Origin of the sequence: Blastococcus sp. LR1 (assembly GCF_020166105.1) — a bacterium.
Classification (GTDB): domain Bacteria; phylum Actinomycetota; class Actinomycetes; order Mycobacteriales; family Geodermatophilaceae; genus Blastococcus.
Window position 1 is genome coordinate 395,940 of the sequence record NZ_JAIUJY010000004.1, and the last position, 12,936, is coordinate 408,875.

Genomic DNA, 12,936 nt, shown 5'->3' on the forward strand with positions numbered 1-12,936 from the left:
AACGGCCAATCCGCTACCTTTCCGGCAGGCCAATCGGAAGGAGAGCCGTGGTCGACGTCCCGCCCCTCCTGCTCGACCGCGCATCGCGGACGCCGCTGTCGGTCCAGCTCGCCGACGCGCTGCGGGCCGCGACGGCCGACGGCACCCTCCGCCCCGGTGACCGGCTCCCGTCGACCCGGGAGCTGGCCGTCGCCCTGCGCGTCAGCCGCACCGTCACCTCCGCCGCCTACGACCAGCTGCTGGCCGAGGGCTGGGTGGGCGGCCGCCGCGGGGCGGGCACGTTCGTGCTGAGCGCCGTTTCCCCCGGTCCGGTCGGGGTCACGCCGGCCGTGGACCGGGTGGCACCGGCGTCGGCCCTGGTCGACCTCCGGGCGGGCTCGCCGTGCCTCGAGGTGCTCGACCGTGCGGCCTGGCGGCGGGCCTGGCGAGCCGCCGGCGACGAGCCGCCGGACCGGCTGCCGGAGCCGGCCGGCGACCCCGGCTTCCGGGCGGCGGTGGCCGGGCACCTGCTGAGGCACCGAGGGCTGGTAGCGGCGCCGGCCGACGTGCTGGCGACCAGCGGCACGTCCGCGGCGGTGACCGAGATCGTCCGCGTGCTGCCGCCGGGCAGCAGGGTGGCGGTCGAGAACCCCGGCTACCAGCGGGTGGTGGGTGCGCTGCGCGACGCCGGGTGCGTCGTCGTGCCCGTCCCGGTGGACGACGACGGGCTGGTGCTCGACGCGGTGCCGGCCGACGTGGCCGCCGTCTACTGCACGCCGGCGCACCAGTACCCGCTGGGCCGGCGGATGTCGGCGGCTCGGCGGCTGGCGCTCGTGACGCGGGCCCGGGCCGAGGGCTGGTGGGTGCTGGAGGACGACTACGACGGCGAGCTGCGCTACGACGTCGCCCCGCTGCCGCTGCTCGGAGCGCTCGGCCCCGACGTGGTCGTCCACCTCGGCACGACCAGCAAGATCCTCAGTCCCACTCTCGGCGTGGGCTGGCTGGTCGCCCCGCCCGCGCTCCGCGATCTCCTGCTCGAGCGCCGCACCCGCACCGGCATGCGCCCGCCACGCGCCGGGCAGCGGGTGCTGGCAGCTCTGGCCGCGTCGGGCGACCTCGCCCGGCACCTGCGCCGGCTCCGGCGGGAGCTGGCCGGCCGGCGCCAGGAGGTGCGCGTCGCGGTGGCGGCAGCCGGGCTGGTCGCCGAGGGCGACCCCGCCGGGGCGCACCTGCTCGTTCCCCTGACCGGACCGGAGGAGGAGGCGGCGGTGGTCGCCGCCGCGGCCGCGGAAGGAGTGGCCCTGGACGGGCTGGGCCGGCATCTCGGCGCCGGTGCCGCCGACCGAGCGGGGCTGGTCCTGGGCTTCGCCGCACCCGGCCGGGAGGAGCTCCGCCGGGCGCTCGTCGTCCTGACCGAGGTGCTGCGCGGTACCCGGAACGACAGCGACCCCGCCTCCCCGGAGGGAGACGGGGCCCTCTCCTAGGCCTTGACTTCCCAGGTGTCGCCGCCGTCGAGCAGCGCGGTCAGGTCGCCGGGGCCCGAGAGGCGGGCCTCGTCGAGCTGCTCGGTCATCATCGCGTCGTAGCTCGGCTTCTGGACCTTCCGGAAGACGCCCATGGGCGAGTACCGCAGGTCCTGCGACGAGAGCCGGGACAGCGCGAACGCGTAGGACGGGTCCTCGCGGGTCGCGTCGTGGACGACGATCTCCGAGGGGTCCACCTGGTTCGTCTCGGCGATCCGCAGGCCGCCGAAGTCCTCGCGGACCACGCAGGAGGCGCCGTCCGGACCGAACACGAGCGGCTTGCCGTGCTCGAGCGGGATCGTCCACATCGGGCCGGTCGCCGGGTCCTTGAGCAGCTCGAACGCGCCGTCGTTGAAGATGTTGCAGTTCTGGTAGATCTCGACCAGCGACGTGCCCTTGTGCTCGGCCGCCTGCCGCAGCACCTCGGTGAGGCCCTTGCGGTCGGAGTCCATGGCACGGCCGACGAAGGTGGCGTCGGCGCCCAGGGCCAGCGAGACCGGGTTGAACGGGTGGTCCAGCGAGCCCATCGGGGTGGACTTGGTGACCTTGCCGACCTCGGAGGTGGGCGAGTACTGGCCCTTGGTGAGCCCGTAGATCCGGTTGTTGAACAGCAGGATCGTCATGTTCACGTTGCGGCGCAGCGCGTGGATCAGGTGGTTGCCACCGATGGAGAGCGCATCGCCGTCACCGGTCACGACCCACACCGACAGGTCGGGGCGGGAGGCGGCCAGACCGGTCGCGATCGCCGGGGCGCGACCGTGGATCGAGTGCATCCCGTAGGTGTTCATGTAGTACGGGAAGCGCGACGAGCAGCCGATCCCGGACACGATGACCATGTCCTCGCGGGCGATGCCGAGGCTGGGCAGGAAGCTCTGGACCGCGTTGAGGATGACGTAGTCACCGCAGCCCGGGCACCAGCGCACCTCCTGGTCGGTCTTGAAGTCCTTGCCCTTGAGCTCGGTCACCTTCGGGCCGTGCTGCTCCAGCGATCGGGCGATCGCGGCATCGATCGGGGTCGGCGCGTCGGGCATGCCGAGTTCGACGGTCACTGCTGTGCTCCGTTCAGGGATGCGGTGGTGCTGTCGATCGCGTCCTGGATGACCGCGGCCAGCCCTGCCGAGCGGAACGGCATCCCGCTCACCTGGGTGTGGCTCTGCACGTCGACGAGGTACTTCGCGCGCAGCAGCAGGGAGAGCTGTCCGAGGTTCATCTCCGGGCAGATCACCCGGTCGTACCGGGCGAGGACCTCGCCCAGGTCGGACGGGAAGGGGTTGATGTGCCGCAGGTGGATCTGGGCGACCTTGCGGCCGGAGCCCCGGACCTGCCGGGCAGCGGAGCCGATCGGCCCGTAGGTCGAGCCCCAGCCGATGACGGCGACACGGGCGTCGCCGTCCGGGTCCTCGACATCGGTCAGCGGGATCGACGCGGCGATGCCGTCGATCTTCGCCTGCCGGGTGCGGGTCATGAAGTCGTGGTTGGCCGGGTCGTAGGAGATGTTGCCGGTCTTGTCGGCCTTCTCCAGCCCGCCGATCCGGTGCTGCATGCCCGCGGTGCCGGGGATGGCCCAGGCGCGGGCCAGGGTCTCCGGGTCGCGCAGGTAGGGGAGGAACTCGCCGTCCTCACCGTTGGGCTCGGTCGCGAACGCGACCGCCGAGGTGAGGTCCGGCAGGGAGTCGGCGTCCGGGATCGCCCACGGCTCGGCGCCGTTGGCGAGGTAGCCGTCCGAGAGCAGCATGACCGGGGTGCGGTAGGTCAGCGCGATCCGCGCGGCCTCCACGGCGGCGTCGAAGCAGTCGCCGGGGGAGCGGGGGGCGATGACCGGGATGGGGGCCTCGCCGTTGCGTCCGAACATCGCCTGCAGCAGGTCGCTCTGCTCGGTCTTGGTGGGCAGGCCGGTCGAGGGCCCGCCGCGCTGCACGTCCACGATCACCAGCGGGAGCTCGGTCATGACCGCCAGGCCGATGGTCTCGGCCTTGAGGGCCACACCCGGGCCGGAGGTGGTGGTGATGCCGAGCGCACCGCCGAAGGAGGCACCCAGGGCCGCGCCGATGCCGGCGATCTCGTCCTCGGCCTGGAAGGTGCGGACGTTGAAGGCCTTGTGCCGCGACAGCTCGTGGAGGATGTCCGACGCCGGGGTGATCGGGTAGGCGCCCAGGAAGATCGGGAGCCCCGACCGCTGTCCGGCGGCGACCAGCCCGAGGGCCAGCGCCTGGTTGCCGGAGATGTTGCGGTAGCGGCCCGGCTTCATCGGGGCGGGCTTGATCTCGTAGGAGACCGCGAACGCCTCGGTGGTGTCGCCGTAGTTGTAGCCGGCCCGGAACGCGGCGATGTTGGCCGCGGCGATCTCGGGCTTGCGCCGGAACTGGCGCTCGAGGAAGCGGATGGTGCCCTCGGTGGGCCGGTGGTACATCCAGCTCAGCAGCCCGAGGGTGAACATGTTCTTGCTCCGCTCGGCCTCCTTCTTGCCGAGGCCGGAGTCCTTGAGCGCCTCGAGCGTCATGGAGGTCAGCGCCACGCTGACGGTCTGCCAGCCCTCCAGGGAGCCGTCCTCGAGCGGGTTCGTCGCGTAGCCGACCTTGGCCAGGTTGCGCGGGGTGAACTCGTCGGAGTCGAGGATCAGCAGGCCGCCGCCGGGCAGCTCGGAGAGGTTCGCCTTGAGCGCCGCGGGGTTCATGGCCACGAGGACGTCGGGTGCGTCACCCGGCGTCATGACGTCGTGGTCGGCGAACTGCAGCTGGAAGGAGCTGACGCCCGGCAGGGTCCCCGTCGGCGCCCGGATCTCGGCGGGGAAGTTCGGCAGCGTCTTCAGGTCGTTGCCGAAGGACGCCGTCTCGCTGGTGAAGCGGTTGCCGGTCAGCTGCATGCCGTCGCCGGAGTCGCCGGCGAGCCGGATGACGACGCGGTCGAGCGCCACGACGCTCTTCACGAGGCCGCCCGGGGCGGAGCTGGACACCGTGGTGGCCAGGGCGCCGTCCGGGTTCGACGGCGCGACGGTCGGGTTGGTGCCAGTCATCAGGGGGTCTACCTCCACCGGGCGAGGTTACGTGCGTGTGTCGGCGACCGGGATGTGCAACCGGACACGCTGGCCGCGGGAGGATCCCACCGCGCTCGAGGGTTCCAACCAAGGCAGCCCTTATCTCATTCCGCCGGGTGACGGCCCTGTGCGGCGGCGGGGAACGGGCGGTCGGTGGACCGCGTTGGACCGGACGTGCAGCGATGGGCCAACGGAGTGCGGACCGCAGTGCTCCTGGGTCTCATGGGCGGTCTCATCCTCATGGCCGGAGCGCTGATCGGAGGGCGGGGCGGTCTGGGCATCGCCCTGGTGCTCGCGCTCGGTGTGAACGGCTACGCCTACTACCGCTCCGACACCCTGGCCCTGCGCTCGATGCGGGCCTTCCCGGTGACCGAGACGCAGGCGCCGCAGCTCTACGCCATCGTGCGCGAGCTGGCGACCTCCGCTCACCAGCCGATGCCCCGGCTGTACGTCAGCCCCACCAATCAGCCGAACGCCTTCGCGACCGGCCGCAACCCGCGCCATGCGGCCGTCTGCGTCACCCAGGGGATCCTCGAGCTGCTCGACCGGCGGCAGTTGCGGGGCGTGCTCGCCCACGAGCTGTCGCACGTCTACAACCGCGACATCCTGATCAGCTCCGTCGCCGGCGCCATGGCCGCGGTCATCACCTACCTGGCGCACATGGCGATGTTCGCCTCGCTCTTCGGCGGTCGCTCGGGCGAGGACCGCGGCGGCGGCAACGCGCTCGGTGGGCTGCTGCTCGTGTTCCTCGGACCGCTGGCGGCGGGCCTGGTGCGGATGGGGGTCAGCCGCAGCCGGGAGTTCCAGGCCGACGCCTCCGGCGCCGAGCTGTCGCAGGATCCGCTGGCCCTCGCCGATGCGCTGCGGGTCATCGAGCGCGGGACCGCGGCGCGACCGCTCCCGCAGGAGGAGCGCCTGGTGACCCAGAGCCATCTCATGATCGCCAACCCGTTCCGCGGTCAGGGCATGGCGTCGATGTTCGCCAGCCACCCGCCGATGGCCGAGCGGATCGCCCGCCTGGAGCAGATGGCCCGCGAGTAGAAGGACCCGGCCGCACCCCACGACACGCTCCGCGCGCCGCGGGCCCCTGCGGCCGGGCCGATTCCATCAGGTCACCTAGCGGTAGTTGTCGAACTGCAGGGCGACGTCGAGGTCGGCGCCCTTCAGCAGCTGCTGGACGGCCTGCAGGTCATCGCGCTTCTTGCCGCTGACCCGCAGCTGATCGCCCTGGATCTGCGCCTGCACACCCTTGGGGCCCTCGTCGCGGATCAGCTTGGCGATCTTCTTGGCGACGTCGGACTCGATGCCCTGCTTGATCGTCGCGCCGATCTTGTAGCTCTTGCCCGAGGACTGCGGCTCCCCGGCATCCAGCACCTTCAGCGAGATGCCGCGCTTGATCAGCTTCTCTTTGAACACCTCGAGCGCGGCCGCGACCCGCTCCTCGGTGTCGGCCTGGAGGCTCACGCCCTCCTCGCCGGCCCAGGCGATGGTGGCGTTCGTGCCGCGGAAGTCGAAGCGCTGCGAGAGCTCCTTGCCGGCCTGGTTCAGGGCGTTGTCGACCTCCTGGCGGTCCACCTTGCTCACGACGTCGAACGATGCGTCGGCCATGTCTTCCTCTCCTCGGGGCGCGGTCGCGCCACCGGCACTCGGTGCGGGGACCCGTCACCGCCGGTCCCCGCGTCTTGTAGTCTCTCCCGCGTACCGAGCAGCACGCACCGCACGGCGGGTTGCCCGAGTGGCCAATGGGAGCGGACTGTAAATCCGTCGGCTTAGCCTTCGAAGGTTCGAATCCTTCACCCGCCACGTTCGGTACGACGGCCCCCGACCACCAGGTCGGGGGCCGTCGCCCGTTCCGGGCCGGTCGGTTCAGCGCGTTCCCGGCAGGTCAGGGCAGCGTCGGGGCCCGTGCGCTGGCGACGGCGGTGCGCTCCAGCGGCTGGCCGCCGAGGAAGATCCAGTCGAAGGTGATCGTCACGAAGCGGGTGCACGTGACGGTCACCTCCGCGCCGTCGGTCTCGGCCGACCAGCTGTCGAGCTGGATCCCGCCGTCGGCGAGCTGGTCGGCGACGGCGGCCTGGGCCGCCGCGCGGGTGAGGGGCAGCTCGGCGCCCACGCCGCTGGCGTAGAGAACCGCCTCGTCGGCCTGGTTCGCGGCGGCGAGCGCGGCGCCGTCGCAGACCGACTGCACCTCCTGCTGCTCGAGGAAGGCGTCGGAGGCGGCGATGGCCCCGAAGGCCATCAGGGCCGCGACCAGCCAGCAGACCAGCACGAAGGGCAGGGTGGAGCCCCGCTCAGGGTCCTGGATCTCGAGCCGCACGCCCGGAGGGTAAGCAGGGGGCCGGGGTTGTCCACCACCTGTGGACACGATCTGTGGACATTGTGGACGGACGGTCACCCGGTCCCGTGACGAGCGGCTGGTCCCTGTGGACGGCGGGCCCGCGGCCGACCCTGCCGGGACGTCGCAGCGCCGCACCGCGTGACGCCGGGTGCGGTGCGAGTGGCGGAAGGTCACGACATGACGTGCGCGTACGGCGTGTCGTTGCCGACGTGCTTGCCGTCGCTCCACACGGGAAGCAAGGTCTCCGGCACGGCCTGTATTCGACGACGCTCTGCCCCCGCGCGTGGACGGCTGCCGTGCCAGCCAGTCATTTGTGCCCAGAGGGAGGCGCCATGAGCATCGCCATGCAGCGTGAAGGTCGGTCGGTTCGCGGGACCAAGTGGACCCGCGGGACCAAGTGGACCCGCGGCACCAAGTGGACGCGCCTAGCGGGCTGAGTCCGCCAGGGGCTCATCTGCGGTTCACTCGTGCGGGGCAGTCGTTCTTCGGAACGGCTGCCCCGACTCATGTCCGGGGTGTTCCGTGCCGAAGTCGGTGGGAGCCGGCTTTTCCTCCCGGCTCGGAACAGGGTTGTGGTGGCCGACGCCGCTGTTAGCCTTCGCCCGCCCCACGACACCAGGAGCGCAGTTGCAGGTGGCTGAGCACGACGTTCGCGACCCGATCAGGGGACGTGCAGCGCGCAGCCACTGGCTCGTCGCGCTGGTCGGCCTCGCCTTCGGGGTCCCGGTCGGGGCGCTCCTGCTGGCGGACGACCGGTCGGACGTCCACGTCGTCGTGCTCGTAGCGGTCTTCTGCGCCGCCGTCGCCGCCGAGCGTCTCAACGTGCACGTCGAGTTCCGGCGCCAGAGCCTGCACAGCTCGGGCAGCGAGCTGGCGTTCGTGCTCGCGCTCGTCGAGCTGGGCGGCGCGTGGACGGCCGTGACACGTGCTGCTGCGGTCGTGCTGGTCTTCTCGTCCCAGCGGCTCCCGGCTCCGAAGGTGGTCTTCAACGCCGCAGTGGCGGTCGTCGAAGCCGGCGTCGCCGTGGCCGTGCTCGCGCTGCTCCCGCCCGGCGGGATCACCGAGCCCTCGTCCTGGCTGTCCTACCTGCTCGCGATCTTCGCGGCCAACATGGTCGGCGGCGTCTTCGTGGTCGGTGCGGTCACGCTCAGCCAGGGCTATCCGGGTCGCGCCATCTGGACCAGCCTGTTCGTTCCCGTGCTCGTCATCGGGCCGGTGGCGGTGCTCATCGGGCTGACGGCCCTCCTGCTGCTGCACGCCACCGTGTGGTCCTGGCTGATCGTCGCACCGCTCACGCTGGCTCTGGGTCTGCTCTACCGCCGGTTCGGGACGGTCGCGCGGCAGAGTCAGTCCCTGGAGCAGGTCTACGACTTCGCCCGGCGGGTGGAGGAAGTGCAGCCCGACGAGGCCGGCACCCGGCAGATCGTCCAGGCGGTGCGCGAGCTGCTGAACGCAGAGAGCGTCGCCCTCTGGCTTCCCCCGTACCTCGACGAGGGGCCACGGCTCGTCGTGGCCACCGAGGACGGCGTGGACTGGTACGACGGGCCGGGCGATCCGGACGACCTGCTCCGACGGCGGGCCGTGGCCTCCGCCGAAGGCGTGATCCACGTGGCTCTGGCCCGTGCCGACGAAGCCGAGCGTGCCGCGCTGGCCCGCCGCGGGGTCGCGGACCTGCTGGGCGCGCCGGTCACGACGGCCGCCGGCGAGCCGGGTTACCTCGAGGTCTGCGACCGCCGTAGCGACCTCGTCACGTTCAGCAGCAGTGAGCGCGGTGCCCTGGACTCCATGCTCACGCACGTCAACGCCGCGATCCGGCAGCAGCAGCTGCTCACCCGGATCCGCTACGACGCCGACCACGACCGGCTGACCGGCCTGCCGAACCGCCAGCGCCTCGCCGCCGAGATCGACGAGCTGCTCTCCGCCGACCCGGCGGGTGCGCGGGCCGGGCTGATCCTGGCCTCCCTCGGCACCTACGCCGACGTCACCGACACCCTCGGCCACGCCGCGAGCGACGAACTGCTGCTGGTCACCGCCGGACTGCTGCGGGAGCACGCGCCGCCGCGCGCCCTGCTCGCCCGGATGGAGCGCGAGCAGTTCGCGGTGCTCCTGCCCGGTCTCTCCCTGGCGGCGACCGAGCAGGCCGCCCGCCGGCTGCGGGAAGCAGCCGCGACGCGGGTCCGGGTCGCGGGTCTGGACCTGGAGGTCTCGCTCACGATCGGCGTGGTCGCGGCCCCGGTGCACGGCACCGACGCCGGCATCCTGATGCAGCGGGCCGATGTCGCCCTGCTCGCGGCGGAGAACTCCGGCGGGGTGGCCAGCTACCACCCGGTCCTGGACCAGCAGAGCCTGCGTCGTCTCCAGCTCGGCACGGAGCTCGAGCAGGCCATGGCGGACCGGCAGATCAGCGTCGTCTTCCAGCCGGTCATCGACGCGCAGTCCAACGACATCGTCAGCGTGGAGACGCTCGTCCGGTGGGTCCACCCCCGGTACGGCAACGTCCCCCCGGAGGAGGTCATCGGCCTGGCCGAGCAGATCGGCCGGATCGGCGCGATCACCGATCACGTCCTAGACCTGGCGCTGGCCCGGTGTCGCGGATGGCTGGACCAGGGCATCGCGCTCTCGGTCGCGGTGAACGTGTCCGCCAGCTCCCTGGCGGAGCCGGACCTCGTCGAGCGCATCCGCGGCGCTCTGCTGCGCCACCAGGTGCCCGGCGAGCTGCTCATCCTCGAGCTGACCGAGAGCAGCGTCGTCGACGACGCCGTGCGGGAGAGCTCCGTCCTCGACGACCTGCACGACCTCGGGCTCCGGCTGTCCATGGACGACTTCGGCACCGGCTACTCGTCGCTGTCGCAGCTCCGGCAGCTGCCGATCGACGAGCTGAAGATCGACAAGTCCTTCATCCTGACGATGGCCACCAGTCAGGGGGAGTCGTTCATCGCCCGGTCGATCATCGAGCTGGCGCACAACCTGGGGCTCTCCGTCGTCGCCGAGGGCGTCGAGGACGAGATGACCCGCAACCAGCTGGCCACGATGGGCTGCGACAAGCTGCAGGGTTTCCTGATCAGCCGGCCGCTGGCGGAGGACCGCCTGGAGAAGTGGCTGCTGGCCCGCGCCGGGGTCCGGTCCGCCGCCCCGGGTGCCGCGCACCGCCGCCTGTTCGTCCGGACCTGACGCGGAACCTCTCCGGGTGGCTGTTAGAGTCTTCCCGCACGGTCCGGAGGGCCTCGCTGAGTGCCACGAACGGCTTGGTAGAGTCTCCGACGGTTCCGATAGCGCCCCTTTAGCTCAGTCGGCAGAGCGTCTCCATGGTAAGGAGAAGGTCTACGGTTCGATTCCGTAAAGGGGCTCTGGTTAGCAAGCAGACCGGCCGGTCCTGTCGCGAGACCGGGCCGCACGGTCGTCCCGGCGGTGTAGCTCAGCCTGGTAGAGCAAGCGGCTCATAATCGCTGTGTCACCGGTTCAAGTCCGGTCACCGCTACTCCCGACGGACCCCGCACTCCGGGGTCCGTCGTCCTGTCGGTACACCCGATCGCACCACCAGGCCCCCGCCCCGGGGGTCTGCCCCACAAGGCGAGGAGCGCCCCATGGCAGCCACCGATGTCCGCCCGAAGATCACCCTGGCCTGCCAGGAGTGCAAGAGCCGGAACTACATCACCCGCAAGAACCGGCGGAACGACCCCGACCGGCTCGAGCTGAAGAAGTACTGCCCGCGCGAGCGCAAGCACACCGTGCACCGCGAGACCCGCTGACGGTCTCCGACAACTGAGCTGAGGGCGGGAGCATGGCGCTGGACCGGGAACTGGTCGGGCGCAGCTACCCGCCCTCAGCCGTCTACGAGGTAGGCCGGGCCAAGATCGCCGAGTTCGCCACCGCGGTCGGGGCGCTGGACCCGGTCCACCTCGACGTCGATGCCGCCCGCGCCGCCGGGCATCCCGACGTCATCGCACCGCCCACGTTCGCCATCGTGGTCAGCCTCGAGGCGGCCTTCGTCGTCCTGAGCGACCCGGAGGTGGGGCTGGACTACAGCCGGGTGGTCCACGGCGAGCAGAAGTTCGTCCACCACCGCCCGATCCGGGCCGGGGACCGGCTGGTCGCCACGACCACCATCGACGCCGCCCGGTCCGTCGCCGGCAACGACCTGCTGACCGCCCGGGTGGAGCTGGTCGGCGAGGACGGCGACGCGGTGTGCACCGCGATCTCGATGCTGGTCGCCCGGGGGGTCTCGTGAACGCCGACGTGGGCATCGATGTGGGCACCGAGCTGCCGGAGCAGGTCGTCCGGATCACCCGCGCCGACCTGGTCCGCTACGCCGGAGCGTCGGGCGACTTCAACCCGATCCACTGGAACGAGCGGGTGGCCCGCGAGGTGGGCCTGCCGGGCGTCATCGCCCACGGAATGTTCACCATGGCGCTGGCCGGCCGGGCCGTGACCGCGTGGACCGGGGACCCGGCTGCCCTGCTGGAGTACCAGGTGCGCTTCGGGCGGCCAGTGGTCGTGCCCGATGACGAGGACGGCGCCGAGCTCACGGTCCGCGGCCGGGTCGCGGCGCTGCTGGACGGCGGCCGGGCGCGCGTGGACCTCACCGTGACCAGCGCGGGTGAGAAGGTGCTCTCCCTGGCCCGCGTGGTCGTGCGCCTGCCGTGACGGTCCGCCGGTCGGCGGTGCTGCTCACCGCTGTCCTGCTGACCGGCTGCACCTCCTTCGCCGACGGGGACCCGGCCGGCGCCGCCGCGACGCCGGCTCCTCCGGAGGCGGCCGTCGATCCGGGTGCGTGCCCGACGGAGCGCGCGGCGCCCGACCCGGACCGGCCGGAGATCGACTACGACTTCCGGCTCTCCGACGACCTGCGCACCGTCACCGGTCGCGAGACCGTCGTCTTCACCCCCGACCTGCCGACCGACGAGCTCGTCTTCCGGCTGGTCCCCAACGCCCCGGAGTCGGAGTCCGCGGGGAACCGGCTGGTCGTCGAAGGGGTGCGGGGCGACGACGTGCGCGACGGCGGCTACGAGGCGGTCGGCGCTGCGGGTCCGGGCGGGCTGTACGTCGTACGGCTCGACGACGAGCTGGCGGCAGGGGAGTCCACGGAGGTCCGGTTGGACTTCACGCTCACCGTCGGTGAGGGCGGCTTCGAGCGGTTCGGCGCCGCCGAGGGTGTGACCTGGTGGGCGAGCGGGGCTCCGCTGCTGGCCTGGGAGCCCGGCGCCGGCTGGGCCCGTGACCCCTTCGTCGGGCTCACCGGCGAGACCACGGTGAGTCCCGCGGCCGACAGCACCGTCACCGTCTCCGCACCGGAGCAGCTCACCGTGCTCATGACCGGGGCCCACGCCGCCCCTGGCGAGCCACGGGACGGACGGCGCACCTGGCGGTCGACCGAGCCGGTCGCACGGGACGTCGCCGTCGCGGCGGGGCTGTTCGGCACGGCGGAGGGGGAGACCCCGACGGGGGTGCAGGTCCGGGTCGGCACCCTCCCGGACGGGGACCTGACGTCGGCGGAGCTGCTGGAGGACACCCTCGGGGCGATCGCCGAGCTGGAGGCGTTCCTGGGCCCCTTCCCCTACGAGACGCTCAGCGTCGCGCTGCTGCCGGACTACGGCGGCGGGATCGAGTACCCGAGCATGATCCTGGAAGCCACGCCGAGCCGGGAGGTGCTCGTCCACGAGGTCGCGCACATGTGGTTCTACGGGATGGTCGGCAACTCGCAGTTCCGCGATCCCTGGCTGGACGAGGCGTTCGCCTCCTGGGCCGAGGCGGTGACCGATCCGCCGGCGGCGCGGGCGGTGGAGTCCGCACTGGCCCGGCCCGGCGACGTCGGGGGAGCGATGGACCAGTTCGACGGCGACCGGTCCTACGTCAGCGCCGTCTACGGCAAGGGTGGCGCCGCACTGCTGGCAGCGCGGGAGGCCGCCGGCGCCGTGGCGTTCGACGAGGCGATCCGCTGCTACGTGGACGCGACCGCGTGGTCCGTCGCGACCCCGGCCGACGTCGGCGCCGCACTGGCGGACCTGCCCGCCGCGACCGGCGTCCTGGTCGAGGCCGGAGCGCTCGACCCGTAGATGGACGGG

11 protein-coding genes and 3 tRNA genes are annotated in these 12,936 nt (G+C 72.2%); 10 read left to right on the forward strand and 4 right to left on the reverse strand.

From position 1 onward, the window contains the following. The first annotated feature begins 47 nt into the window (after positions 1-47). On the forward strand, positions 48-1,463 hold the full coding sequence (locus LBW97_RS13850) for a PLP-dependent aminotransferase family protein (protein WP_224499952.1): 1,416 nt from the start codon (positions 48-50) through the stop codon (positions 1,461-1,463). Here the strand turns inward: LBW97_RS13850 and LBW97_RS13855 are convergent. Both LBW97_RS13855 and LBW97_RS13860 read right to left on the reverse strand, forming a co-directional pair. Beyond that, positions 1,460-2,551: a 2-oxoacid:ferredoxin oxidoreductase subunit beta gene (locus LBW97_RS13855; protein ID WP_224499953.1), complete on the reverse strand. Its 1,092-nt coding sequence runs from the start codon at positions 2,549-2,551 to the stop codon at positions 1,460-1,462. The genes LBW97_RS13850 and LBW97_RS13855 overlap by 4 nt on opposite strands. Next, positions 2,548-4,515, reverse strand: coding sequence for a 2-oxoacid:acceptor oxidoreductase subunit alpha (locus LBW97_RS13860; RefSeq protein WP_224499954.1), 1,968 nt, complete (start codon positions 4,513-4,515; stop codon positions 2,548-2,550). Before LBW97_RS13860 ends, LBW97_RS13855 begins: the two co-directional genes overlap by 4 nt. Before the next feature lie 195 nt (positions 4,516-4,710). Between LBW97_RS13860 and htpX the strand changes: the two genes are divergently transcribed. Next, on the forward strand, positions 4,711-5,577 hold the full coding sequence (htpX, locus tag LBW97_RS13865) for a zinc metalloprotease HtpX (RefSeq protein WP_224499955.1): 867 nt from the start codon (positions 4,711-4,713) through the stop codon (positions 5,575-5,577). A gap of 75 nt (positions 5,578-5,652) precedes the next feature. Here htpX and LBW97_RS13870 read toward each other — a convergent pair whose 3' ends face one another. Next, complete coding sequence (locus tag LBW97_RS13870; protein ID WP_224499956.1) at positions 5,653-6,144, reverse strand: YajQ family cyclic di-GMP-binding protein; 492 nt, start codon at positions 6,142-6,144, stop codon at positions 5,653-5,655. Positions 6,145-6,257: 113 nt separating this feature from the next. Between LBW97_RS13870 and LBW97_RS13875 the strand changes: the two genes are divergently transcribed. Continuing rightward, a tRNA-Tyr gene (locus LBW97_RS13875) sits at positions 6,258-6,339 on the forward strand. 82 nt (positions 6,340-6,421) lie between these two features. Here the strand turns inward: LBW97_RS13875 and LBW97_RS13880 are convergent. Further along, positions 6,422-6,853 (reverse strand): pilus assembly protein TadG-related protein, encoded by a 432-nt coding sequence (locus LBW97_RS13880; protein ID WP_224499957.1) that lies wholly within the window; start codon positions 6,851-6,853, stop codon positions 6,422-6,424. A 654-nt stretch (positions 6,854-7,507) separates the two neighbouring features. Between LBW97_RS13880 and LBW97_RS13885 the strand changes: the two genes are divergently transcribed. The 7 genes from LBW97_RS13885 to LBW97_RS13915 all read left to right on the forward strand — a co-directional run bounded on the left by LBW97_RS13885 (position 7,508) and on the right by LBW97_RS13915 (position 12,927). Continuing rightward, positions 7,508-10,045 (forward strand): bifunctional diguanylate cyclase/phosphodiesterase, encoded by a 2,538-nt coding sequence (locus LBW97_RS13885; RefSeq protein WP_224499958.1) that lies wholly within the window; start codon positions 7,508-7,510, stop codon positions 10,043-10,045. A gap of 103 nt (positions 10,046-10,148) precedes the next feature. Then, positions 10,149-10,221 (forward strand) — tRNA-Thr (locus LBW97_RS13890). A 57-nt stretch (positions 10,222-10,278) separates the two neighbouring features. Further along, a tRNA-Met gene (locus tag LBW97_RS13895) sits at positions 10,279-10,352 on the forward strand. Between the two features lie 106 nt (positions 10,353-10,458). Continuing rightward, positions 10,459-10,623, forward strand: a complete 165-nt coding sequence (gene rpmG / locus LBW97_RS13900; RefSeq protein WP_104524783.1) for a 50S ribosomal protein L33 — start codon at positions 10,459-10,461, stop codon at positions 10,621-10,623. A gap of 32 nt (positions 10,624-10,655) precedes the next feature. After that, the gene (locus tag LBW97_RS13905; RefSeq protein ID WP_224499959.1) at positions 10,656-11,102 is read left to right on the forward strand and encodes a MaoC family dehydratase N-terminal domain-containing protein; all 447 of its coding nucleotides are present in this window, start codon (positions 10,656-10,658) and stop codon (positions 11,100-11,102) included. Then, entirely contained in the window at positions 11,099-11,518 is a 420-nt protein-coding gene (locus LBW97_RS13910; protein WP_224499960.1) for a MaoC family dehydratase, read from the forward strand. Before LBW97_RS13905 ends, LBW97_RS13910 begins: the two co-directional genes overlap by 4 nt. Continuing rightward, the gene (locus tag LBW97_RS13915) at positions 11,515-12,927 is read left to right on the forward strand and encodes a M1 family aminopeptidase (RefSeq protein ID WP_224499961.1); all 1,413 of its coding nucleotides are present in this window, start codon (positions 11,515-11,517) and stop codon (positions 12,925-12,927) included. The genes LBW97_RS13910 and LBW97_RS13915 overlap by 4 nt, the downstream gene beginning before the upstream one ends. Positions 12,928-12,936 lie beyond the last annotated feature (9 nt).